Genomic DNA, 22,128 nt, shown 5'->3' on the forward strand with positions numbered 1-22,128 from the left:
GGATGAACACCACAGACAGCAGCGGCGACGTCCGCCTCGTGGGGATCGGCAAGACCTACGACTCCTTCACCGCCGTGCACCCGCTGGACCTGACCGTGCCGCAGGGCTCCTTCTTCGCCCTGCTCGGCGCCTCGGGCTGCGGCAAGACCACCACCCTGCGCATGATCGCGGGCCTGGAGGAGCCGACCTCGGGCAGTGTGCGCCTCGGCGAGCAGGAGGTGACCCATCTGCCGCCCTACAAGCGGCCGGTGAACACCGTCTTCCAGTCCTACGCCCTCTTCCCGCACCTGGACATCTTCGAGAACGTCGCCTTCGGCCTGCGCAGACGCGGCATCAAGTCGGTGAAGAAGCAGGTCGAGGAGATGCTCGACCTGGTGCAGCTGGGCGAGCAGGCGCGCAAGAAGCCGCACCAGCTCTCCGGCGGCCAGCAGCAGCGCGTGGCCGTGGCCCGCGCCCTGATCAACCACCCCAAGGTGCTGCTCCTGGACGAGCCGCTGGGCGCCCTCGACCTCAAGCTGCGCCGCCAGATGCAGCTGGAGCTGAAGCGGATCCAGACCGAGGTCGGCATCACCTTCATCCATGTCACCCATGACCAGGAGGAGGCCATGACCATGGCCGACACGGTCGCGGTGATGAATGCGGGCCGCGTCGAACAACTCGGCTCGCCCGCCGACCTGTACGAGAACCCGCAGACCACGTTCGTGGCCAACTTCCTCGGCACCTCCAACCTCATCGAGGCCGAGGTGGACACCCGGGGCGGCGGCGACATCGTCCTCAAGGCGGGCGGCGAAAAGCTGGTGCTGCCCGAGGCACGATGTTCCGCCTCGGCGCGGACCGGCGACAAGGTGCTGGTCGGCATCCGCCCGGAGAAGATCTCCCTCACACACATCGACGACGCGGGCGAGATCCCCGAGGGCCGCAACCACATCACCGGCAGGATCGCGGACGCCAGTTTCATCGGCGTCTCCACGCAGTACGTCGTGGACAGCCCCGTATGCCCCGAACTCGCGGTGTACGTCCAGAACGTCGAGCGGGACGGCCGGCTCGTGCCCGGCGCCGAGGTGGTCCTGCACTGGAGCCCCGCCCACACGTTCGGTCTGGACGCGGCCCAGTCCCTGCTTGCCGGGACGACGGGCTCCGCCGGCGTGGAGACCGTCGAGGAAGGGGCCGCGTAGCGATGTCGACGCTCACCGAGGCGCCGCCGCCTCCAAGCCCCACCGCGACCGAGCGGAAGGCCCCGCGCAAGCGCGGTCGCTGGACGCCGTACTGGCTGCTGCTGCCCGGCATGCTCTGGCTCGTGATCTTCTTCGCGCTGCCCATGGTCTACCAGGCGTCCACGTCCGTGCAGACGGGTTCCCTGGAGGACGGCTACAAGGTCACCTGGCACTTCGCCACCTACTGGGACGCGCTCGGCGCGTACTGGCCGCAGTTTTTGCGCTCGGTGTTCTACGCCGCCGCGGCGACCGTGCTGTGCCTGCTGCTCGGCTATCCGCTGGCGTATCTGATCGCCTTCCGCGCGGGCCGCTGGCGGAACCTGATCATGGTCCTGGTGATCGCGCCGTTCTTCACCAGCTTCCTGATCCGCACGCTCGCCTGGAAGACGATCCTCGCGGACAGCGGGCCGGTCGTCGGCGCGCTCGACTCGCTGCACGTGCTGGACGTCACGAACTGGCTCGGCTGGACCGCGGGGGACCGGGTGCTGGCCACACCGCTGGCGGTGGTGTGCGGTCTGACGTACAACTTCCTGCCGTTCATGATCCTGCCGCTGTACACCTCGCTGGAACGCATCGACGGCCGGCTGCACGAGGCGGCCGGCGACCTGTACGCCAGGCCCTTCACCACCTTCCGCAAGGTGACCTTCCCGCTGTCCATGCCGGGCGTGGTCTCCGGCACCCTGCTGACCTTCATCCCGGCGGCCGGCGACTACGTCAACGCCGAACTCCTCGGCTCCACCGACACCCGCATGATCGGCAACGTCATCCAGACGCAGTTCCTGCGGATCCTCGACTATCCGACGGCCGCGGCGCTCTCCTTCATCCTGATGGCCGCGATCCTTTTCATGGTCACCTTCTACATTCGCCGGTCCGGGACGGAGGATCTGGTCTAAATGCCCTTCGTCAACTGGCTCAAGCGCCATCTCGTCGTGATCGCCGGGCTGCTGACCCTCGGCTATCTGCTGCTGCCGAACGTCATCGTCACGGTGTTCTCGTTCAACAAGCCGAACGGGCGCTTCAACTACGCCTGGCAGCAGTTCTCCACGGACGCCTGGAAGGACCCGTGCGGCGTCGCCGACATGTGCGGCTCGCTCTCCCTCAGCCTCCAGATCGCCGTGTGGGCGACGGTCGGCGCCACCGCCCTCGGCACGATGATCGCCTTCGCACTGGTCCGCTACCGCTTCCGTGCCCGCGGCGCCGTCAGCTCGCTGATCTTCCTGCCCATGGCCATGCCCGAGGTCGTCATGGCGGCGTCGCTGCTCACCCTCTTCCTCAACATGGGCGCGCAGCTGGGGTTCTGGACGATCCTGATCGCCCACATCATGTTCTGCCTCAGCTTCGTCGTCACCGCGGTCAAGGCCCGGGTGATGTCGATGGACCCGCGTCTGGAGGAGGCCGCCCGCGACCTGTACGCGGGGCCCGTGCAGACCTTCGTCCGGGTCACGCTGCCCATCGCGGCCCCCGGGATTGCCGCGGGTGCGCTGCTGTCCTTCGCGCTCTCCTTCGACGACTTCATCATCACCAATTTCAACGCGGGCTCGACGGTCACCTTCCCCATGTTCGTGTGGGGCTCGGCGCAGCGCGGAACGCCCGTTCAGATCAATGTCATCGGTACGGCCATGTTCCTGATCGCCGTACTGTTCGTCCTGGTCTCCATGCTCATCGGCAACCGCCGCAACAGGCAGAGGGCATAAAGCCCTCGCGGAACACCCAGAATTTCGTAGGGAGTTGACATCATGGCCCCGAGCGCCATGAGCCGTACCCACCAGTGGACCGCGTCCCTTTCCGATGCCCAGCCGGTCCCGTACTGGCTGGACGACCCCGGCAGGCCCCGTCCCGAGCCCGCCCTCACCGGCACCGAGACCTGCGACCTGCTGGTGGTCGGCGGCGGCTACAGCGGGCTGTGGACCGCACTCATCGCCAAGGAGCGCGATCCGGGCCGGGACGTGGTGCTGGTCGAGGGCCACGAGGCGGGCTGGGCCGCCTCGGGCCGCAACGGCGGCTTCTGCGCCGCCTCCCTCACCCACGGGCTGAGCAACGGCCTGACCCGCTGGCCGGACGAGATCCACCGGCTGGAGGAGCTGGGCGCCCGCAATCTCGACGAGATCGAGAAGGCGGTCGCCCGCTACTCCCTGGACTGCGAGTTCGAGCGCACCGGCGAGATCGACGTCGCCACCGAGCCCTACCAGGCCGAGGAACTGCGGGACTGGCACCGGGAACTGGGCGACAAGGGCCTCGCCGACGGCATCGATTTCCTGGACGCCGACGCGGTCCGGGAACAGGTCGACTCGCCGACCTTCCGGGCGGGCCTGTGGGACCGCCGGGGCGTGGCCGTACTGCACCCCGCCAAGCTGGCCTGGGGCCTCAAGCGCGCCTGCCTGGGGCTCGGGGTCCGGGTGTACGAGCACACGCCCGCGCTGACCCTGCGGCCGTACGGCGCCCAGATGGCGGTGCGCACCCCGTACGGCGCGATCCGCGCCCGGCACATCGCGCTCGGCACCAACGTCTTCCCGAACCTGGTCCGAAGGGTGCGCGCCTACACCGTCCCGGTCTACGACTACGCCCTGATGACGGAGCCGCTGACGCCCGGACAGCTGGCGTCGATCGGCTGGCGGGGCCGGCAGGGCCTCGCCGACAGCGCCAACCAGTTCCACTACTTCCGGCTGACCGCGGACAACCGGATCCTGTGGGGCGGCTACGACGCGATCTACCCGTACGGCGGCCGGGTGCGGGCCGAGTACGACCACCGCCCGCAGACGTACGCCAAGCTCGCCGGGCACTTCTTCACCTGCTTCCCGCAGCTGGCGGGCGTCCGTTTCACCCACGCGTGGGGTGGCGCGATCGACACCTGCTCCCGCTTCTCGGCGTTCTTCGGCACCGCCCACCAGGGAAAGGTGGCGTACGCGGCGGGCTTCACCGGCCTCGGTGTCGGCGCCACCCGGTTCGGCGCCGATGTGATGCTGGACCTGCTGGCCGGGGAGCGCACGGAGCGCACCGCGCTGGAGATGGTCCGCAGGAAGCCGGTGCCGTTCCCGCCCGAGCCGTTCGCCTGGACCGGCATCGCGCTCACCAAGTGGTCGCTGGCCCGCGCGGACAGCCACGCCGGGCGCCGCAACGTGTGGCTGCGCGCGCTGGACCGGTTGGGGCTGGGCTTCGACAGCTAGTGCTGCGACCGGAAAGGTTCACCAGCTCGCGACGCCCGGCACGGCACTCCCCCAGCCTTCGGCCGGGAGGTGCCCCCACGCCGCGTTGTCGCATCACCCGAGTACATCCAGTACGCGGGAGATGCTCCGCCTTGCGATGCACCGCACCGGACGCCGCGAGCTTTCCGGCAAACCTTTCCGGCCACAGCACTGGCCGCTTCGCCGGGCCGGGCCGTTGTGGGCGGTCGGTTGTCTGCGGGTGGGGGTGTTCGCTCAGTTCTCCGCGCCGCTTCGGGGCCTTGTCGGGGGTGTGATCCAGTTCACTCGGGATGGGGTGGGGAATCTGCGTAATGCTCGGCGGAGTCCGCTGTCTCCCTCGTGACGCCATCGGTGTTCACGACAGAGGGAGGTCTTGCGATGACTGGGGCGAAGACGGCCGTGGAGTGGCTGGCATCCGTCGCACCGGACCCCGAGTCCTGCCGCTGGGAATGGGAGCGCAGCCCCCACGGGATCGCGCTGCTGCCCGCAGGCAAGGCCTGGGACGTGCTCATCCTGCCCGGCCGGCTCGGCTTTCCGACGCTCGACGTACTCACCCGTGTCCTCGATCAACCCGGCCCGGTACTGGTCGACTTCGGGGACAACCGGGTGGGCTTCTTCGTGCCGCCGGGCACCGCCGCGCGCTGGCTCGGCACCGGCATCCGCACGGCCGGGAAGGGCACCTGGATCGTGGTGCCGTACCCCGGCCGGGCGACCCGCGGGGTGCGCTGGCTGGTGGCTCCGGACGGCTCCGGGACGCTCACCGACCCGGCGCTGCTGGAACTGGCGATGCACGAGGCGGCGGCGGGGGCGGTGGTGCACCGCGACGGGTAGCGGGCGGCCCGCCCACCGCCGGAGGTCCTGACAACTCTGGGGCAAGTTGGGCGCGTTCCGCCCTCCCGTCCCCGGTCCGGAGGCACTTGCGGACCGCCCCCATCGCACCAGCCCCCCTCGCCGCGCTCACGGCCGCCCTGCTGGCCGTACCCGCGATCACCGTGCTCGTCGGCCGCCCATGCGGCCGACGCGGACCTCGCCCGCAACGGCGGCTTCGAGTCCTGGACGGCTGGACCTGCACCGCGGGCACGGCCGTCGGCTCACCCGTGCACAGCGGCGCCGCGGCGCTGCGGGCGACCCCGGCCGGCAGCGACCACGCCCAGTGCGCGCAGACCGTGACCGTGCGGCCGGACGCGCAGTACACCCTGTCCGGCTGCGTCCGCGGCGCCTACGTCTACCTCGGCGCCGCCGGCACCGGCACCACCGACGTCTCCACCTGGACCCAGTCCGCCCCCGACTGGCAGCGCCTGACCACCACCTTCCGCACCGGCACCACCGAGGTCACCTCTACATGCACGGTGGGTACGGCGTCGGCGCCTGCGCCCCCCGCGGCACCTGGCCCGCACCGCGCGGTCTGATGACGTGGTCCATCAACTGGGACCGGTTCGGGAACCGGGAGTTCCAGAAGGCCTTCGACTCCTGCTTCGGCTGACCGGGCCGTCGCCCCGGCGGGCGAGCCGCCACAGCACCCACAGCAGCAGGGCGCCCAGGCACCAGCCGGCCAGCACGTCCAGCGGCCAGTGGTAGCCGTGCCGCACCAGACCGAAGCCGACCGCGAGATTCACGGCGGCGCAGCCGAGGACCAGGGTGCGGCGGGCACGGGCACCCCTCAGCAGGGGCAGCAGGAGCAGCGTCGCGGCACCGTAGGCGACGGCGGCGGTGACGGTGTGGCCCGAGGGGTAGTAGCCGAGCCCCGGCGGCACGGCCGGCGTGCCGGGGCGGGCGGTCCAGTCCTTCAGGGGCACGACAAGCGCCGGCACGAGGAGCATCAGCACGGCCGCCGCGGCGGGCGCCGCCCACCAGCGCTGCGCGCCCGCCCGGCGGGTCCGCCAGGACACCGCCACGAGGACGGCCGCGAGCACCGGGACCGCGACCTGGACATTGCCGAGATCGGAGAGGAGTCCGGAGAGCCGGTCCGGGTGCCGCAGGGCCCGGCTCAGCCGCTCGTCCGCGCGCACCAGCGGGCCGTCGGCCACGACCTGCCAGGTGATCAGGGCGAGGAGCAGGGCCGGGAGGCCCGCAGGAAGGAGGAAGGAGGTCGGCCGCCCCGGAACAGGGGGGGTAGTTCCGAGGCGGCCGACCGGATCGGAACGCCGCGCGCCCCGGGGGGTTTGGGGCGAGCGACCGTCCGATCGGTGAGGAGAACCGGGGCCCAGGGCCCCGGGTGTGTGCGCGAGGGCACGACCAGGTCGAAGCTGGGGAGGCCCCGGCCTGGGATCGCCCACAGTCCCCTGTGGGCGGGGTGTATCTCTCATCCGGTGAGAATCTACGGGAGAGGACGGCCCTGAGACAGACCGAACGGCCCCCCGTCATCCACCTCGCACACCTTCTTCACACGGCCTGACGGCCGCGGCCGCGGCCCCGGCCCCGGCGCCGCGACGGGCGACAGGGCCGGGGCCGATGCGGCTCATATGCCGCGGAACCCGTGCCTGAGCTGGGCGTTCGCTGGGTGCGTCGATGGCGCCGCCGGCCGGATCAGATGCGCGTGAACGCCTGCTCGATGATGTCGAGACCCTCGGTCAGCAGGTCCTCGCCGATCACCAGCGGGGGCAGGAAGCGCAGCACGTTGCCGTAGGTGCCACAGGTCAGGACCAGCAGGCCCTCCTGGTGGCAGGCCCGCGCGAGTGCGGCGGTCGCCTCCGGGTTCGGCTCCTTGGTGGCGCGGTCCTTGACCAGCTCGATGGCGATCATGGCGCCGCGTCCGCGGACGTCGCCGATGATGTCGAACTTCTCGGCCATGGCAGTCAGTCGGCCCTTCATGACCGACTCGATGTCCTTCGCCCTGGCGTTGAGGTCCAGCTCCTTCATCGTCTCGATGGCGCCGAGCGCGGCGGCGCAGGCGACCGGGTTGCCGCCGTAGGTGCCGCCGAGGCCGCCCGGGTGCGCCGCGTCCATGATCTCGGCGCGGCCGGTGACGGCGGCCAGCGGGAGACCGCCCGCGATGCCCTTGGCGGTGGTGATCAGGTCGGGCACGACGCCCTCGTCCTCGCAGGCGAACCACTGGCCGGTGCGGCAGAAGCCGGACTGGATCTCGTCGGCGACGAAGACGATGCCGTTGTCGGCCGCGAACCGGCGGATCGCGGGCAGGAAGCCCTTCGCCGGCTCGATGAAGCCGCCCTCGCCGAGCACCGGCTCGATGATGATCGCGGCGATGTTGTCCGCGCCGACCTGCTTGGACATCTCGTCGATGGCCTGCGCGGCGGCCTCCGGACCCGCGTTCTGCGGGCCGGTCGGCCAGCGGTAGCCGTAGGCGACGGGGACACGGTAGACCTCGGGGGCGAACGGGCCGAAGCCGTGCTTGTACGGCATGTTCTTCGCGGTCAGCGCCATGGTCAGATTGGTCCGGCCGTGGTAGCCGTGGTCGAACACGACGACCGCCTGCCGCTTGGTGTACGCGCGAGCGATCTTGACCGCGTTCTCGACGGCCTCGGCGCCGCTGTTGAACAGCGCGGACTTCTTGGCGTGGTCACCCGGGGTCAGCTCGGCCAGCGCCTCGGCGACGGCCACGTAACCCTCGTACGGGGTGACCATGAAACAGGTGTGGGTGAAGTCGGCGAGCTGGGCGGAGGCGCGGCGCACCACGGCCTCCGCGGAGGCGCCGACGGAGGTCACGGCGATGCCGGAACCGAAGTCGATGAGGCTGTTGCCGTCGACGTCCTCGATGACGCCCCCGCTCGCGCGGGTGACGAACACCGGCAGCACGGAACCCACGCCCTGGGCGACCGCGGCGGAACGGCGGGCCTGCAGTTCCTGCGACTTCGGGCCGGGGATGGCGGTGACGACGCGACGCTCCTGCGGAAGTGCGGACATGGGGGCTCCCTGATGATCTTGCGTACCGGGCGGTCTGCCGGGCGGTGCCGGGCGGTGCGTTTGCGGACGCTTGCCTTCTTTCTTCGCAGGCTAGGGCCGAGGCAGGACGGTGGGCATGCTCCATGTGGGCGTTGTCACGGGACGCGGTTGTCCGCGGTGGACATGGCGGGCCGGACCCGAGGTCCCGGGCCTCGGCCGCGTAAGCGGTGAACTCCCCTTGCAAGGGCGTTAGATTGGCTCGCTGATGGTGGTCGGAACGGCTGGTCAGGGGGCAAGGGCGATGGACAGCGACGGGACGCAGGACGCGCGCGGCACACACGCGAATCCCGTACCGCGTCCGGCGGTGCCACAGGACGGCTCCCCGGTGCCGCGGGAGGGCCCCGCGCTGCCCCCGCGCCCCACCCTGCCACCGGGGGTGCCGCCGCGGCCGGACGGTTCGGCGTTCCTGTCCTGGCTGCGCGCACCCCGCCCCGACGTACCACCCGGCGTCTGGCGCTTCGGACACCGGCCGCGCCCCGCTGAGGAGCCCGAACAGACCCCGGCACGCCAACTGCTGAGCGGGGCGTTGATCGCGTTCCTGGTGGGCTGGCTCGTCTGGTCGCTGCTGTGGAACGGCTACCTCGGTGGCTGGTGGGTGCTGCCACTCGAACTGTTCACCCCGGGCTCCTGGCGGCACAGCGACAACCGCGTCGGGAACGCGATCCTCTGGTACGGCTACTACACCCTGATCGCCGTCGCCATCATGCTCGTCGTGGGCAGACTCGGCCGCTGGGGCGAGGTCTGGCGCCGCTTCGGCCCGCCCGCCTGGAGCCGGGCCGTCCCGGTCGCCGAGCGACCGCCCGCTCCCGAGGAGGACCCCGCGCAGTGGCCCCAACTGCGGGCCGCCGGAGCGGTGGACGCCGCCGAACGGCTCGGCGCGGAGGCCAGGGCCGGGCTGATGCGGGACGTCGACCTGGCCCGGATCGCCCGCGCCTGGCAGGGCGTGCACAGCGGCCGGCACAGCCTGACCGCCTTCTCGGCCGCCGTGGTCGAGCACGGCGCCGCCGCCTGCCCGCACCCGTCCGGCGCGCGCGACCTGCCGGGGCGGCAGGCGCGGCACGACCTGATCACCGGGCAGGTGCGGCTCGGCACGACCGCCGACGATCCGCGCAACCCGTACCAGTACCGCGGCAGCGGCCTCGCCCTCGGGCCCGAACTGCTGGGCACCTCGCTGCTGGCCGTGGGCCCGGCCGGCGCCGGCAAGACCGGCGGCATCGTGCGCCCGCTCGCCGAGTCGCTGTGCCTGCACGCGCTCGCCGGCCGCGCCTGCGTCGTGGTGGTCGGCGCGGCGGGCGCCGGACTCGGCCCGGCCGACGCCTACGACGTCGTCGTACGGGTCGCCCACCCCGACTCGGTCTACGACCTGGACCTGTACGGCGGCACCGGCGACCCGGACGAGGCCGCGGCCATCCTCGCCGAGGCCCTGGTCGGCGACCTCGCCGACCCGCACCCCGGCAGTGACAGCCGCCGCTCCACCACCGTCCTCGCCCAACTGCTCGGCCCGTTCCGCGCGGTGCACGGCCGCTTCCCCTCCGTACCGGAGCTGCGCCGGCTGCTCGACGGCACGCCGGGGCCGCTGGCCGCGCTGCGCAAGGCCGTGCAGGAGACCGGACAGGAGTCGCTGCTGCGCGAACTCGACGCGCGGGAGCGGCAACTGGGGCACCCCGGCGATGTGGGCGCGGTGCTCGCCGACCGGATCGCGCTGCTCGACCGGCCCGCCTTCGCCGGGTTCTTCGACACCTCGGGCGGATCCCGGCCGTTCTCGCTCAAGGCCCTCGACCACCCCGTACGGGTCCGCATCGATCTGCCCGAGCGCGGGCACGCGGACGCCTCGCGGCTCCTGGCCCGGCTGGTGCTCGCCCAGTTCACGGCGAGCGTCGCGGTACGGGAGGACCGGTCGCTGTTCGCCTGCCTGGTCCTGGACGACGCCACGGGCGTGGTGACCCCGGAGGCGGTGCGCGGCATCCAGCGGCTGCGGTCGGGCAACGCCGGGGCCGTGCTCACCCTGCGCACCCTGGACGACGTGCCCCGGCCGCTGCGCGGTCCGCTGCTCGGGTCGGTGGGCTGCCGGATGGCGCTGTCCGGGCTGACGCCCTGGGACGGTCAGGACTTCGCCGAGGTGTGGGGCAAGGAGTGGACCGAGGCGCGTGACGTGACCGACCGGCAGATCATCGCCGAGACCCCGGCGGGCAAGGCCGTGCACATGGTGCGCCGGGTGATCACCGGCAAGGCGCCGACCGCGCGGGCCGTCACCGTCCGGCAGGTCGAGCGGGAGCGCTGGTCCGCCTCGGAGCTGGCGCACGCGCTGCCGCCGGGGCACGCGGTGCTGTCCCTGACGACGGTGCGGGGCGAGCACGCCCCGCCGTTGCTGGTGGACCTCCGCGGCTGAGGAGCGTCGGGGACGAGCGGCCGGTACGTCCATCGGATCAAGGGCCGACCGTACGGTCAGGCAGAATCGGCATAGGCTGTTCATACGCGGCGGCCAAAAGATCACAATGATCGCCCGATCTCCGCATGATCGTCCGATGTCACTCGACTGCCACTGACCTGAAGGCCCTATGCCCCCGACGCTCGCCTCGCTCGTCCACCACTCCGCGCTCAAACTCACCGTGCGCGCGGGCGAGGACCGCCTCGACGTGCCCGTCCGCTGGGCGCACGTCAGCGAGCTGGCCGACCCCGTGCCGTACATGGAGGGCGGGGAACTGCTGCTGATCACCGCGCTGAAGCTGGACGCGGAGGACCCCGAGGCGATGCGCCGGTATGTGCGGCGGCTGGCGGGCGCCGGGGTCGTCGGGCTCGGCTTCGCCGTCGGCGTCAACTACGAGGAGATCCCCAAGGCCCTCGTCGACGCGGCCGCACAGGAAGGGCTGCCGCTGCTCGAGGTGCCGCGCCGCACCCCGTTCCTCGCGATCAGCAAGGCCGTGTCCGCCGCGATCGCCGCCGACCAGTACCGGTCGGTGACCGCCGGGTTCGCCGCCCAGCGGGAACTGACCCGGCAGGCCCTGAACACCGGCCCCGAGGGACTGCTCAGCGCGCTCGCCGCGCAGGTCGACGGCTGGGCCGCGCTGTACGACGCCTCGGGCGCGGTGGTCGCCACCGCGCCCGAGTGGGCGGGGCGGCGGGCCGCCCGGCTCACCGCGGACGTGGAGCGGCTGCGGGACCGGCCCGCGCCCGCCTCGTCGGTGGTCGGCGGTCCGGACCACGAGGACCGGGTCGAACTGCACACGCTCGGCACCGGGCGGCGCCCGCGGGGCGCCCTCGCCGTGGGCACCGCCGCGCCCCTCGGCACCGCCGAACGGTACGCGGTGCACTCCGCCATCGCCCTGCTCACCCTCACCACCGAACGCTCCCGCTCGCTGCACGCGGCGGAGCAGCGGATCGGCGGGGCCGTGCTGCGCATGCTGCTCGCCGGGCAGCCGGACCACGCCCGGGCCGTCGCGGGGGACCTGTACGACGGGCTCCTCGACGCGCCGTTCCGGCTGATCGTCGCCGAGTCGGCCTCCGGAACGGCCGCGCGGGCGCACGCCGACGGGCACGCGCGCGTGCCCCTGACCAAGCCGGGCTCGGTCGCCGCGCTCGCCGCCGTGGACGCGGACGGCGACCGGCTGGCCGGGCTCGCGGAGTCCGTGGAGTCCGCCGCGGCGCGCTCCGGGGAGGCCGTCCTGGTGGTGCCCGAGGGGGAGCGGCTGGTGGTGCTCGCCGCCGACGGGGGCGCCGCCGCGGCGGCCGGCATACGGTACGCGATGGCACTGGAGGCGGCCCGTGCCGTGCCCGAGCCGGCGGCCGTGGAGGAGGACGAGCTGGTCGTGGGCCTGTCGGCGCCCGCCGGGCCGATCGCGGCCGCAGCCGCCTACAAGCAGGCCGAGCAGGCGCTGTCGGTGGCGCGGCGGCGCGGCCGGGTGCTGGTGGAGCACGATCAGCTGGCCTCGGGATCCGTGCTGGCGCTGCTCGCGGACGACGCGGTGCGGGCGTTCGCGGACGGGCTGCTGCGACCGCTGTACGAGCACGACGCGACCGGCCGCGGCGATCTGGTGGCCTCGCTGCGGGCGTGGCTGTCGCGGCACGGGCAGTGGGACGCGGCGGCGGCCGACCTGGGCGTGCACCGGCACACGCTGCGGTACCGGATGCGGCGGGTCGAGGAGATCCTGGGCCGCTCCCTGGACGACCCGGACACCCGAATGGAACTGTGGCTCTCCCTGAAAACCACAGCCCAGGACTAACACCTACCAGCGCCACCGCCCCTGGAACCGCCAACAGTCCGACGCCGGTCCCAATCACTGGGCCCGGTCCCGATCACCGGACCTCGGTCTCGACCACTGCCCCTGGAACCGCCAAAAGTACGACGCCGGTCCCAATCACTGGGCCCGGTCCCGCTCACCGGCCCCGGCCCCAACCACTGCCCCTGGGACCGCCAACAGTCCGACGCCGGTCCCGATCGACGGCCCCGGTCCTCACCACCGGACCTTGGTCTCGACCACTTCCCCCAGTCCCGACGACCGCCTCCGGTCACCGGCCCTGGTTCCGACCGCCGACCGCCGACCGCCGGCCCCGGTCCCGGCCACCGGACCCCGGCCGCCGCAAGGCCGACGCCGGTCCCGATCACCGGCCACGGTCACGGTCACTGGCCACGGTCTCGACCACCGGTCCCGGTCCCAGTCCCGGTCCCAGTCCCGATCACCGGTCCCGCTGGTGACCACTGGCCCCGGTCCTGACCGCCGGTCCCGATTGTCGGCCCCGCTCCTGACCACCGGACCTCGGTCTCGACCACTGCCCCCGGTCCTGACCACCGCCCCCGGTCCCGGCCACCGCCTACGGGCGCCGGAGTCCAGGGCCCGGGCGTGGAAAGTCAGGTGCCGGGCCCGGACGGGCGCCGGCTGCTACGACAAAGCGTAGAAACGCGGGTCCGAACTGGTACGGCTCGGACAAGCGACCTCGGGTCGGCGTCGTCCTACGGTGGAGCACGAAAGCAAGGAACACCCCCAACGCGGAAGGGCCGGGACTCTCAGATGACTTCCACCCACGCCTTCTGGCTCGCCGGCCGCCAGGTCACCGGCGAGGACACCTTCGACGTCACCTCCCCGTGGGACGGCCGGCTCGTCGGCAAGGTCGGCGTACCGACGGACGCCCAGGTCGAGGAGGCCGTGGCCGCCGCGTACGCCGTGCGGGACGAGTTCGCCGCCACCCCGGCCCACGTCCGGGCCGCCGCCCTCGACCACGTCAGCAGGCGCCTGGTCGAGCGGACCGAGGAGATAGCCCGGCTGATCTCCGCCGAGAACGGCAAGCCGGTCAAGTGGGCGCGCGGCGAGGTCGGCCGGGCCGTCTCCGTGTTCCGGCTCGCCGCCGAGGAGGCACGCCGGTTCAACGGCGGCGAGGCCCAGCGGCTCGACACGGACGCCGGCGGCCAGGGCCGCCTGGCGCTCATCCGGCGCTTCCCGAAGGGCGTCGTGCTCGGCATCGCACCGTTCAACTTCCCGCTGAACCTGTGCGCCCACAAGATCGCCCCGGCGATCGCCGCCGGCGTACCGATCATCCTCAAGCCCGCCCCGGCGACCCCGCTGTCCGGCCTGGTCATCGGCGAGCTGCTGGCCGAGACCGAGCTGCCCGCGGGTGCCTGGAGCATCCTCCCGGTCCCCAACGACCGGATGCCCGCCCTGGTCCAGGACGAGCGGCTGCCGGTCATCTCCTTCACCGGTTCCGAGAAGGTCGGCTACGCGATCATGGACTCGGTGCCGCGCAAGCACTGCACGCTGGAGCTGGGCGGCAACGGCGCGGCGGTGGTCCTCGCCGACTACGCGAGCGACGCCGACCTCGACTGGGCCGCGCAGCGCATCGCGACCTTCTCCAACTACCAGGGCGGCCAGTCCTGCATCTCCGTGCAGCGGGTCATCGCGGACGCCGCGGTGTACGACCGGCTGCTGCCGCGCATCGTCGCCGCCGTCGAGGCCCAGGTCACCGGCGACCCCTCGGACGAGAAGACCGATGTCGGCCCGCTGGTCAGCGAGGACGCGGCCCGGCGCGTGGAGGCGTGGGTCGACGAGGCGGTCACGGCGGGCGCGCGGCTGCTGACCGGCGGCAAGCGCGAGGGCGCCGCGTACGCGCCGACCGTCCTGACCGATGTGCCGGCCGATGTGACGATCGCCTGCGAGGAGGTCTTCGGCCCGGTCCTCACCGTGCAGAAGGCGGCGGGGGAGACCGCGGCCTTCGCGGCGGCCAACGACTCCAAGTACGGCCTCCAGACGGGTGTGTTCACCCATGACGTGCAGGCCGCCTTCCGTGCCCACCGCGCGCTGGAGGTCGGCGGCGTCGTGATCGGTGACGTCCCCTCCTACCGTGCCGACCAGATGCCCTACGGCGGCGCCAAGCAGTCGGGCGTCGGCCGTGAGGGCGTGAAGTTCGCGATGGACGACTACACCTACGAGCGGGTTCTCGTCCTCACCGGCCTCGCGCTTTGATCCCGCCGGCCACTGGCTAATGGGAACCGTTTCCATATAAAGTCGTGCGTGACGCGCGATCGTCGTCCCTGAGGGTCCCGGCACCGATGCCTTCCGGTGCCGGGACCCTCGGCCGTCATCACCACGGTCAGCGCCGGGGCATCGCCTGCGTGCGATGCGGGTCCGTGCGGTGCGGGTCAGGGTGCGGCGGGCGCCGGACCCGTGCTTGCCCGCACCGTCAGCTCGGGCGCGATCAGCACGACGTCGTCGCTCCCGCGGCCGTGCAGCTTGGCGACCAGGTGTTCCACCGCGTACCGGCCCATGTCCTGCGCGGGGATGGCGACCGACGTGAGCCGCACCGAGGCCTGGACGGCCACCTGGTCCGGGCAGACGGCGACCACCGACACATCCTCGGGCACGGCCCGGCCCTGCTGCCGCAGCAGGGCGAGCAGCGGCTCGACGGCCGCCTCGTTCTGCACGACGAACCCGGTGGTGCCCGGGCGTTCGTCGAAGATCCGGGCCAGGGTGAGGGCCATCGCGTCGTATCCGCCCTCGCACGGCCGGTGCAGCACCCGCAGTCCCAGCTCCCGGGCGCGGGAGCGGAGTCCGTCGAGGGTGCGCTCGGCGAAGCCGGTGTGCCGCTCGTAGACGGCGGGGGCCTCGCCGATGACGGCGATGTCACGGTGTCCGAGCCGCGCCAGGTGCTCGACGCAGAGCGCGCCCGTCGCCCCGAAGTCGAGGTCGACGCAGGTCAGACCACCGGTGTCGGCGGGCAGCCCGATCAGCACGGACGGCTGGTCCGTGCCGCGCAGCAGCGGCAGCCGCTCGTCCTCCAGCTCGACGTCCATCAGGATCATCGCGTCGGCGAGCCCGCTGCCGGTGACCCGGCGCACCGCGTCCGGGCCCTCCTCGCCGGTGAGCAGCAGGACGTCGTACCCGTGGGTGCGGGCCGTGGTGGCCACCGCGATGGCGATCTCCATCATCACCGGCACATACATGTCGGTGCGCAGCGGAACCATCAGCGCGATGATGTTGGACCGGCTGCTGGCCAGGGCACGGGCGCCCGCGTTGGGGTGGTAGCCGAGTTGCCGGATGCTCTCCTCGACCCGCTGCCGGGTGGCGGCGGAGATGGACCGCTTGCCGCTGAGGACATAGCTCACGGTGCTCGCCGAGACTCCGGCGTGCTGGGCGACCTCGGCGAGAGTGACCATCCGGCTCTCCAAGCTTGGTGAAGCGCTTCGACAATGCGCACGTCCGACAGGGGCGAGCGAGGGTGTATTCCACACTAACCTCGGCACAGACGGGGAGTCCATAGGTGTCGAAGCGCTTCGACAACCTGTTCACCGAGGGGCGAGAGTGGGCCGGTGTCATGAACCGTCCCCCGGACGGCGTAACGACGCACCAACGGGAAACCGTGCCCGCGCCCCCGGGCCGGGGCCCGCGCCGAGTGCCCCGCCGGGCGTGCGAGGGGTGCGCGAGGACTGGTGGGCGCGGCCCGTTTCGGGTACCAACGATCCAGTAGCACTGGTCGGTAACGAACGGTCCTCCACATCCCTCTTCGCGGCGAGGTGAGCCTCATGTCCGCCCCCTCCAGCAAACCCACGGTCACCGAGCGCGAGGCCCGGCGGGTCGCGGAGGCCGCCCGGGAACAGGACTGGCGCAAGCCCAGCTTCGCCAAGGAACTGTTCCTCGGCCGCTTCCGCCTCGACCTGGTCCACCCCCACCCCCACCCGGCCGACGACGACGTCCAGCGCGGCGAGGAGTTCCTCGCCAAGCTCCGCGACTTCTGCGAGACGAAGATCGACCCGGCCCGTGTCGAGCGCGAGGCGCAGATACCCGACGAGGTCGTCGACGGCCTCAAGGAGATCGGCGCCCTCGGCATGAAGATCGACACCAAGTACGGCGGCCTCGGCCTCACCCAGGTCTACTACAACAAGGCCCTCGCCCTGGTCGGCTCGGCCAGCCCGGCGATCGGCGCCCTGCTCTCCGCCCACCAGTCCATCGGCGTACCGCAGCCGCTGAAACTCTTCGGCACCCAGGAGCAGAAGGACACCTTCCTGCCGCGCTGCGCCCGCACCGACATCTCGGCGTTCCTGCTGACCGAGCCGGACGTCGGCTCCGACCCCGCGCGCCTGGCCACCTCCGCCGTGCCGGAGGGTGGGGGCCCCTCCCGGTCGAGCGGAGCCGAGAGTGGGGGAGACTACATCCTCGACGGGGTGAAGCTGTGGACCACCAACGGCGTGGTCGCCGACCTCCTCGTCGTCATGGCCCGGGTGCCGAGGTCCGAGGGCCACAAGGGCGGCATCACGGCCTTCGTGGTCGAGGCGTCCTCCGAGGGCATCACCGTCGAGAACCGCAACGCCTTCATGGGCCTGCGGGGCATCGAGAACGGCGTCACCCGCTTCCACCGGGTGCGGGTGCCGGCCGCCAACCGGATCGGCCCGGAGGGCGCCGGCCTGAAGATCGCGCTGACCACCCTGAACACCGGCCGGCTGTCGCTGCCCGCGATGTGCGTCGGCGCCGGCAAGTGGTGCCTGAAGATCGCGCGCGAGTGGTCGGCGGCCCGGGAACAGTGGGGCAAGCCGGTCGCGCTGCACGAGGCGGTCGGCTCGAAGATCAGCTTCATCGCCGCCACGACGTTCGCCCTGGAGGCCGTCGTCGACCTGTCCTCGCAGATGGCCGACGAGAGCAGCAACGACATCCGCATCGAGGCCGCCCTCGCCAAGCTGTACGGCTCCGAGATGGCCTGGCGGATGGCCGACGAGCTGGTCCAGATCCGCGGCGGCCGAGGCTTCGAGACCGCCGCCTCGCTGAAGGCCCGCGGCGAACGGGCGGTCCCCGCCGAACAAATGCTGCGTGACCTGCGCATCAACCGGATCTTCGAGGGCTCCACCGAGATCATGCACCTGCTGATCGCGCGCGAGGCCGTCGACGCCCATCTCGCGGTCGCCGGTGACCTCATCGACCCCGACAAGACCCTGTCGGACAAGGCGAGGGCGGGCGCGAACGCCGGCGCCTTCTACGCCAGGTGGCTGCCCCGGTTGGTCGCCGGACCCGGGCAACTGCCCTCCTCCTATGGTGAGTTCAACCGCGAGGTGGATCTCTCCGGGCATCTGCGCTACGTCGAGCGGCATGCCCGCAAGCTGGCCCGCTCCACCTTCTACGCCATGTCCCGCTGGCAGGGCCGGATGGAGACCAAGCAGGGCTTCCTCGGCCGGGTCGTGGACATCGGCGCGGAGCTGTTCGCGATGAGCGCGGCCTGCGTCCGGGCCGAACTGCTGCGCAGCCAGGGCGACCACGGGCGCGAGGCCTACCAGCTCGCCGACGCCTTCTGCCGGCAGGCCCGCATCCGGGTCGACGAGCTGTTCGGCCGGCTGTGGTCCAACACCGACGACCTCGACCGCAAGGTCGTCAAGGGCGTCCTCGGCGGTGTCTACACATGGCTGGAGCAGGGGGTCGTCGACCCGTCCGGAGACGGCCCCTGGATCGCGGACGCGGCACCCGGCCCCAGCAGCCGGCAGAACGTGCACCGGCCCATCAGGTGACGGCCGGGCGGCCGACCGTCAGGTGACGGCCGGCCGCCCGCTCAGATGCTGACGGGACCGGTCAGGCGCTGACCGGTCCCCCGCGTCGGGTGCAGACCGGACCCGTCAGATGCCGCCGGTGCCCCCCGTCGGCCGCCGGTCAGCACCACTTGTCGCTCGGATCCCGCCTCGTCCAGGAGCAGGAGTCGACCTTCGCGCCGCTCGCCCTGGTGAGGGTGGCGGTGTCGCTGGTGTTGTTCCACACGTACGCGCGGCGGTTCTGGTACTTGTGCGCGGCGGTGTCCGTGCCCTTGCCGGTGTGCACCTTCAGGCTCTTGCCCGCGCCGATCCGCACGTTCGGGAAGACGTACTTGTGGTTGGAGGCGTCTTTGAGGATCCAGCCCTTCAGGGACACCGCCGAACGGCTGGTGTTCTTGAGCTGCACCCATTCGCCGTTCAGGCTCGCGTTGGACCCGTTGTCCGAGCCCGGGCTGTCGAACCAGACATGGCTGATCGTCACACCGCCGGCCGCCTGGGCCGGGGTGCTGAGCAGGGTGCCGGTGAGCAGCGCGGCGCCCGCGAGGGCCGCGGGCAGGGTGGCGCGAAAACGCATGGGAAATCCCCCCGGGAAGTCGTTGAGAACAGCAGTGTTATCACATGATCTTCACGGCTGTTTCACAAAGGAGGATTTCGGTCCCTTCACCACCAAGCCCAGACATGGCACCCGCCCGAGGGACGCGCTGTCCTCCCGGGCACCGCTTGCGGCAACAATGGGGGGATGACCGACAGCCCCGCCAGTCCGGCGCCCCTCGCCGACCCGCACCTCGTCCACGACCCCCGCGCGGGAGACGGGCCGAAGGACGTGGTGATCCTCGGCTCCACCGGGTCCATCGGCACCCAGGCCATCGACCTCGTCCTGCGCAACCCCGACCGCTTCCGGGTCACCGCCCTGTCCGCCAACGGCGGCCGGGTGTCCCTCCTGGCCGAGCAGGCCCGTCGGCTCCGGGTGAAGACCGTCGCGGTGGCCCGCGAGGAGGCCGTACCGGCGCTGCGCGAGGCCCTCGCCGCGCAGTACGGCGCGGGCGAACCGGTCCCCGAGATCCTCGCCGGACCCGACGCGGCCACCCAGGCCGCCGCCTCCGACTGCCACACCGTCCTCAACGGCATCACCGGCTCCATCGGCCTCGCACCGACCCTCGCCGCCCTGGAGGCGGGCCACACCCTCGCGCTCGCCAACAAGGAGTCGCTCATCGTCGGCGGCCCGCTGGTCAAGGCGCTCGCCAAGCCGGGGCAGATCATCCCCGTCGACTCCGAGCACGCGGCGCTCTTCCAGGCGCTCGCCGCCGGCACCCGCGCCGATGTGCGCAAACTCGTCGTCACGGCGTCCGGCGGCCCCTTCCGCGGCCGCACCAGAGCCGAACTCGCGGACGTCACCGTCGACGACGCCCTCGCCCACCCCACCTGGGCCATGGGCCCGGTGATCACGATCAACTCCGCGACCCTGGTCAACAAGGGTCTTGAGGTCATCGAGGCGCATCTGCTGTACGACATCCCCTTCGAGCGCATCGAGGTCGTCGTGCACCCGCAGTCCTACGTCCACTCGATGGTCGAGTTCACCGACGGCTCCACGCTCGCCCAGGCGACGCCCCCCGACATGCGCGGGCCCATCGCCATCGGTCTTGGCTGGCCCGAACGCGTCCCGGACGCCGCCCCCGCCTTCGACTGGAGCACGGCCTCGACCTGGGAGTTCTTCCCGCTCGACAACGAGGCCTTCCCGTCGGTGAACCTCGCCCGGCATGTGGGGCGGCTCGCGGGCACCGCCCCGGCGGTGTTCAATGCGGCCAACGAGGAGTGCGTCGAGGCGTTCCGTAGCGGCGCGCTGCCCTTCAACGGGATCATGGAGACCGTCACCCGGGTGGTTCAGGAGCACGGCACGCCGCGCACGGGAACCTCGCTCACGGTGTCGGACGTCCTCGAAGCGGAGACCTGGGCCCGGGCCCGGGCCCGCGAACTGACCGCACAGAAGGCGACCGCGGAGGCGCGTGCATGACAGCCTTGATGATGATCCTCGGCATAGTCGTCTTCGTGGTCGGCCTGCTGTTCTCGATCGCCTGGCACGAGCTGGGGCACCTGTCCACCGCCAAGATGTTCGGCATCCGCGTCCCGCAGTACATGGTCGGCTTCGGCCCGACCATCTGGTCCCGGCACAAGGGCGAGACCGAGTATGGGATCAAGGCCGTCCCGTTCGGCGGCTACATCCGCATGATCGGCATGTTCCCGCCCGGCGAGGACGGCCGGATCAGCGCGCGCTCCACCTCACCGTGGCGCGGCATGATCGAGGACGCCCGCTCGGCCGCCTTCGAGGAACTCAAACCGGGCGACGAGACCCGCCTCTTCTACACGCGCAAGCCGTGGAAGCGGGTCATCGTGATGTTCGCGGGCCCCTTCATGAACCTCGTACTGGCGGTCGTGCTGTTCCTCACCGTCCTGATGGGCTTCGGCATCTCCCAGCAGACGACCACCGTCAGCTCGGTCTCGCAGTGCGTCATCGCGCAGAGCGAGAACCGGGACAGCTGCACTTCGGGCGACGCCGCGTCCCCGGCCGCCGCGGCGGGCCTGAAGGCGGGCGACAAGATCGTCTCCTTCGGCGGGGTCAGGACCGAGAGCTGGAACCAGCTGTCCGACCTCATCCGCGCCGCCCCCGGCAAGGAGGTGCCGATCGTCGTCGACCGCAAGGGCGAGCGACTGACCCTGCACGCGACGATCGCCACCAACCAGGTCGCCAAGAAGGACTCCAGCGGCCAGATCGTCCAGGGCCAGTACGTCACCGCCGGCTTCCTCGGCTTCAGCGCCGCCACCGGCATCGTCCGCCAGGACCTCGGCGACTCCGTGACCTGGATGGGCGACCGCATCGGCGAGGCCGCCCACTCCATCGCGAGTCTGCCCGGCAAGATCCCGGCCCTGTGGAACGCGGCCTTCGACGGCGCACCGCGCCAGCCCGACTCGCCCATGGGCGTGGTCGGCGCGGCCCGCGTCGGCGGCGAGATCTTCACCCTGGACATCCCGCCCACCCAGCAGCTCGCGATGGCCCTGATGCTGGTCGCGGGCTTCAACCTCTCCCTGTTCCTGTTCAATATGCTCCCGCTGCTCCCGCTCGACGGCGGACATATCGCGGGCGCCCTGTGGGAGGCACTGCGCCGCAACCTCGCCAAGGTCCTCCGCCGCCCGGACCCGGGCCCGTTCGACGTGGCGAAACTGATGCCGGTGGCCTATGTGGTGGCCGGGGTCTTCATCTGCTTCACCCTCCTGGTCCTCGTCGCCGACGTCGTCAACCCGGTCAAGATCAGCTGACGCGACCGTCGTACGTCCTCGCTGTTCATGGGTGACCCCAGTGGTGCTCCGGCACCCTGGGGTCCGGCCGGAGATCGTGCAGCTCCTCACCGAGCGTGCAACTCCTCAAACAAGGAGGGGACGGGCACATCGGTCATGAGCCGGAGGGCAGGACCGGGGCCGGCCGTCAGCGCCGGGCTCGACACCGAAGCTCTTCCGTAACCCGGTGAAAATCTCCCGGTCATGCCTTGTTGGTGGCGGCCCGGGGCCTTGGGCTCCGGGCCGCTTTCGGTCGGGGTGGGTTTCCCGGAGGGATGTGCTTGCGTGGCGGGCCGTGGCGTAATCTCGGAGCCTGGAGCCCGCCGTTCCGGGACCGGATCCTGATCCACGACTTGGGGTTGCACAGCAGATGACTGCGATTTCTCTCGGCATGCCGTCCGTTCCGACCAGGCTCGCCGAGCGTCGGCCGAGCCGGCGGATTCAGGTCGGTTCGGTGGCGGTGGGCGGGGACGCGCCGGTGTCGGTGCAGTCGATGACGACGACGCGT

At 71.8% G+C, this 22,128-nt stretch carries 15 protein-coding genes and 2 pseudogenes; 13 read left to right on the forward strand and 4 right to left on the reverse strand.

Annotated features, from left to right (window positions below; genetic code table 11):
• Positions 1 to 2 precede the first annotated feature (2 nt).
• The 6 genes and pseudogenes from ABT245_RS21110 to ABT245_RS21135 form a co-directional block, all read left to right on the forward strand.
• A complete protein-coding gene (locus ABT245_RS21110; RefSeq protein ID WP_351735728.1) occupies positions 3 to 1,175 on the forward strand; it encodes an ABC transporter ATP-binding protein in 1,173 nt (390 codons plus the stop codon).
• 2 nt (positions 1,176 to 1,177) lie between these two features.
• A complete protein-coding gene (locus tag ABT245_RS21115) occupies positions 1,178 to 2,107 on the forward strand; it encodes an ABC transporter permease (RefSeq protein WP_351735730.1) in 930 nt (309 codons plus the stop codon).
• Positions 2,108 to 2,908, forward strand: coding sequence for an ABC transporter permease (locus ABT245_RS21120; protein ID WP_351735732.1), 801 nt, complete (start codon positions 2,108 to 2,110; stop codon positions 2,906 to 2,908). It abuts the gene before it with no gap.
• 42 nt (positions 2,909 to 2,950) lie between these two features.
• Positions 2,951 to 4,378 (forward strand): NAD(P)/FAD-dependent oxidoreductase, encoded by a 1,428-nt coding sequence (locus ABT245_RS21125; RefSeq protein ID WP_351735734.1) that lies wholly within the window; start codon positions 2,951 to 2,953, stop codon positions 4,376 to 4,378.
• A 396-nt stretch (positions 4,379 to 4,774) separates the two neighbouring features.
• Entirely contained in the window at positions 4,775 to 5,227 is a 453-nt protein-coding gene (locus tag ABT245_RS21130) for a hypothetical protein (RefSeq protein ID WP_351735736.1), read from the forward strand.
• 86 nt (positions 5,228 to 5,313) lie between these two features.
• Positions 5,314 to 5,765, forward strand: a pseudogene (locus tag ABT245_RS21135) (carbohydrate binding domain-containing protein); the annotation flags it as partial.
• A 52-nt stretch (positions 5,766 to 5,817) separates the two neighbouring features.
• On the opposite strand, the gene ABT245_RS21140 reads toward ABT245_RS21135, so the two are convergent.
• Together ABT245_RS21140 and gabT are read right to left on the reverse strand one after the other, a co-directional pair.
• A complete protein-coding gene (locus ABT245_RS21140) occupies positions 5,818 to 6,423 on the reverse strand; it encodes a phosphatase PAP2 family protein (RefSeq protein WP_502982156.1) in 606 nt (201 codons plus the stop codon).
• Positions 6,424 to 6,922: 499 nt separating this feature from the next.
• Complete coding sequence (gene gabT, locus ABT245_RS21145) at positions 6,923 to 8,257, reverse strand: 4-aminobutyrate--2-oxoglutarate transaminase (protein ID WP_351735738.1); 1,335 nt, start codon at positions 8,255 to 8,257, stop codon at positions 6,923 to 6,925.
• A gap of 280 nt (positions 8,258 to 8,537) precedes the next feature.
• Between gabT and ABT245_RS21150 the strand changes: the two genes are divergently transcribed.
• From ABT245_RS21150 to ABT245_RS21160, 3 genes are all read left to right on the forward strand, one after another.
• On the forward strand, positions 8,538 to 10,685 hold the full coding sequence (locus ABT245_RS21150; RefSeq protein WP_351735740.1) for an ATP-binding protein: 2,148 nt from the start codon (positions 8,538 to 8,540) through the stop codon (positions 10,683 to 10,685).
• A gap of 169 nt (positions 10,686 to 10,854) precedes the next feature.
• Positions 10,855 to 12,516, forward strand: coding sequence for a PucR family transcriptional regulator (locus ABT245_RS21155; RefSeq protein WP_351735742.1), 1,662 nt, complete (start codon positions 10,855 to 10,857; stop codon positions 12,514 to 12,516).
• A gap of 786 nt (positions 12,517 to 13,302) precedes the next feature.
• The gene (locus ABT245_RS21160) at positions 13,303 to 14,748 is read left to right on the forward strand and encodes an aldehyde dehydrogenase family protein (RefSeq protein ID WP_351735744.1); all 1,446 of its coding nucleotides are present in this window, start codon (positions 13,303 to 13,305) and stop codon (positions 14,746 to 14,748) included.
• A 176-nt stretch (positions 14,749 to 14,924) separates the two neighbouring features.
• Here the strand turns inward: ABT245_RS21160 and ABT245_RS21165 are convergent, their stop codons facing one another.
• Positions 14,925 to 15,938, reverse strand: a complete 1,014-nt coding sequence (locus ABT245_RS21165) for a LacI family DNA-binding transcriptional regulator (RefSeq protein WP_351735746.1) — start codon at positions 15,936 to 15,938, stop codon at positions 14,925 to 14,927.
• Between the two features lie 366 nt (positions 15,939 to 16,304).
• Here ABT245_RS21165 and ABT245_RS21170 point away from each other — a divergent pair, with 366 nt between their 5' ends.
• A complete protein-coding gene (locus ABT245_RS21170) occupies positions 16,305 to 18,272 on the forward strand; it encodes an acyl-CoA dehydrogenase family protein (protein ID WP_351735748.1) in 1,968 nt (655 codons plus the stop codon).
• Between the two features lie 139 nt (positions 18,273 to 18,411).
• Here the strand turns inward: ABT245_RS21170 and ABT245_RS21175 are convergent, their stop codons facing one another.
• Positions 18,412 to 18,864 (reverse strand): lamin tail domain-containing protein, encoded by a 453-nt coding sequence (locus tag ABT245_RS21175; RefSeq protein WP_351735750.1) that lies wholly within the window; start codon positions 18,862 to 18,864, stop codon positions 18,412 to 18,414.
• A 165-nt stretch (positions 18,865 to 19,029) separates the two neighbouring features.
• Between ABT245_RS21175 and dxr the strand changes: the two genes are divergently transcribed.
• The 3 genes and pseudogenes from dxr to ABT245_RS21190 form a co-directional block, all read left to right on the forward strand.
• Complete coding sequence (gene dxr / locus ABT245_RS21180) at positions 19,030 to 20,301, forward strand: 1-deoxy-D-xylulose-5-phosphate reductoisomerase (RefSeq protein WP_351735752.1); 1,272 nt, start codon at positions 19,030 to 19,032, stop codon at positions 20,299 to 20,301.
• Entirely contained in the window at positions 20,298 to 21,602 is a 1,305-nt protein-coding gene (locus ABT245_RS21185) for a M50 family metallopeptidase (protein WP_502982157.1), read from the forward strand. The genes dxr and ABT245_RS21185 overlap by 4 nt, the downstream gene beginning before the upstream one ends.
• A 388-nt stretch (positions 21,603 to 21,990) precedes the next feature.
• Positions 21,991 to 22,128 (forward strand): annotated as a pseudogene (locus tag ABT245_RS21190) (flavodoxin-dependent (E)-4-hydroxy-3-methylbut-2-enyl-diphosphate synthase); the annotation flags it as partial.

This window comes from Streptomyces sp. NPDC001508, from assembly GCF_040298665.1.
GTDB lineage: Bacteria > Actinomycetota > Actinomycetes > Streptomycetales > Streptomycetaceae > Streptomyces.

What these genes read in the sequence shown, in the direction of transcription:
- ABT245_RS21120 (WP_351735732.1), top strand. Translation starts at nt 2,108, where the DNA reads ATGCCCTTCGTCAACTGGCTCAAGCGCCATCTCGTCGTGATCGCCGGG.
- ABT245_RS21150 (WP_351735740.1), top strand. Translation starts at nt 8,538, where the DNA reads ATGGACAGCGACGGGACGCAGGACGCGCGCGGCACACACGCGAATCCC.
- ABT245_RS21175 (WP_351735750.1), bottom strand. Translation starts at nt 18,864, where the DNA reads ATGCGTTTTCGCGCCACCCTGCCCGCGGCCCTCGCGGGCGCCGCGCTG.
- gabT (WP_351735738.1), bottom strand. Translation starts at nt 8,257, where the DNA reads ATGTCCGCACTTCCGCAGGAGCGTCGCGTCGTCACCGCCATCCCCGGC.
- ABT245_RS21185 (WP_502982157.1), top strand. Translation starts at nt 20,298, where the DNA reads ATGACAGCCTTGATGATGATCCTCGGCATAGTCGTCTTCGTGGTCGGC.
- ABT245_RS21155 (WP_351735742.1), top strand. Translation starts at nt 10,855, where the DNA reads ATGCCCCCGACGCTCGCCTCGCTCGTCCACCACTCCGCGCTCAAACTC.
- ABT245_RS21130 (WP_351735736.1), top strand. Translation starts at nt 4,775, where the DNA reads ATGACTGGGGCGAAGACGGCCGTGGAGTGGCTGGCATCCGTCGCACCG.
- ABT245_RS21125 (WP_351735734.1), top strand. Translation starts at nt 2,951, where the DNA reads ATGGCCCCGAGCGCCATGAGCCGTACCCACCAGTGGACCGCGTCCCTT.
- dxr (WP_351735752.1), top strand. Translation starts at nt 19,030, where the DNA reads ATGACCGACAGCCCCGCCAGTCCGGCGCCCCTCGCCGACCCGCACCTC.
- ABT245_RS21110 (WP_351735728.1), top strand. Translation starts at nt 3, where the DNA reads ATGAACACCACAGACAGCAGCGGCGACGTCCGCCTCGTGGGGATCGGC.
- ABT245_RS21170 (WP_351735748.1), top strand. Translation starts at nt 16,305, where the DNA reads ATGTCCGCCCCCTCCAGCAAACCCACGGTCACCGAGCGCGAGGCCCGG.
- ABT245_RS21165 (WP_351735746.1), bottom strand. Translation starts at nt 15,938, where the DNA reads ATGGTCACTCTCGCCGAGGTCGCCCAGCACGCCGGAGTCTCGGCGAGC.
- ABT245_RS21115 (WP_351735730.1), top strand. Translation starts at nt 1,178, where the DNA reads ATGTCGACGCTCACCGAGGCGCCGCCGCCTCCAAGCCCCACCGCGACC.
- ABT245_RS21160 (WP_351735744.1), top strand. Translation starts at nt 13,303, where the DNA reads ATGACTTCCACCCACGCCTTCTGGCTCGCCGGCCGCCAGGTCACCGGC.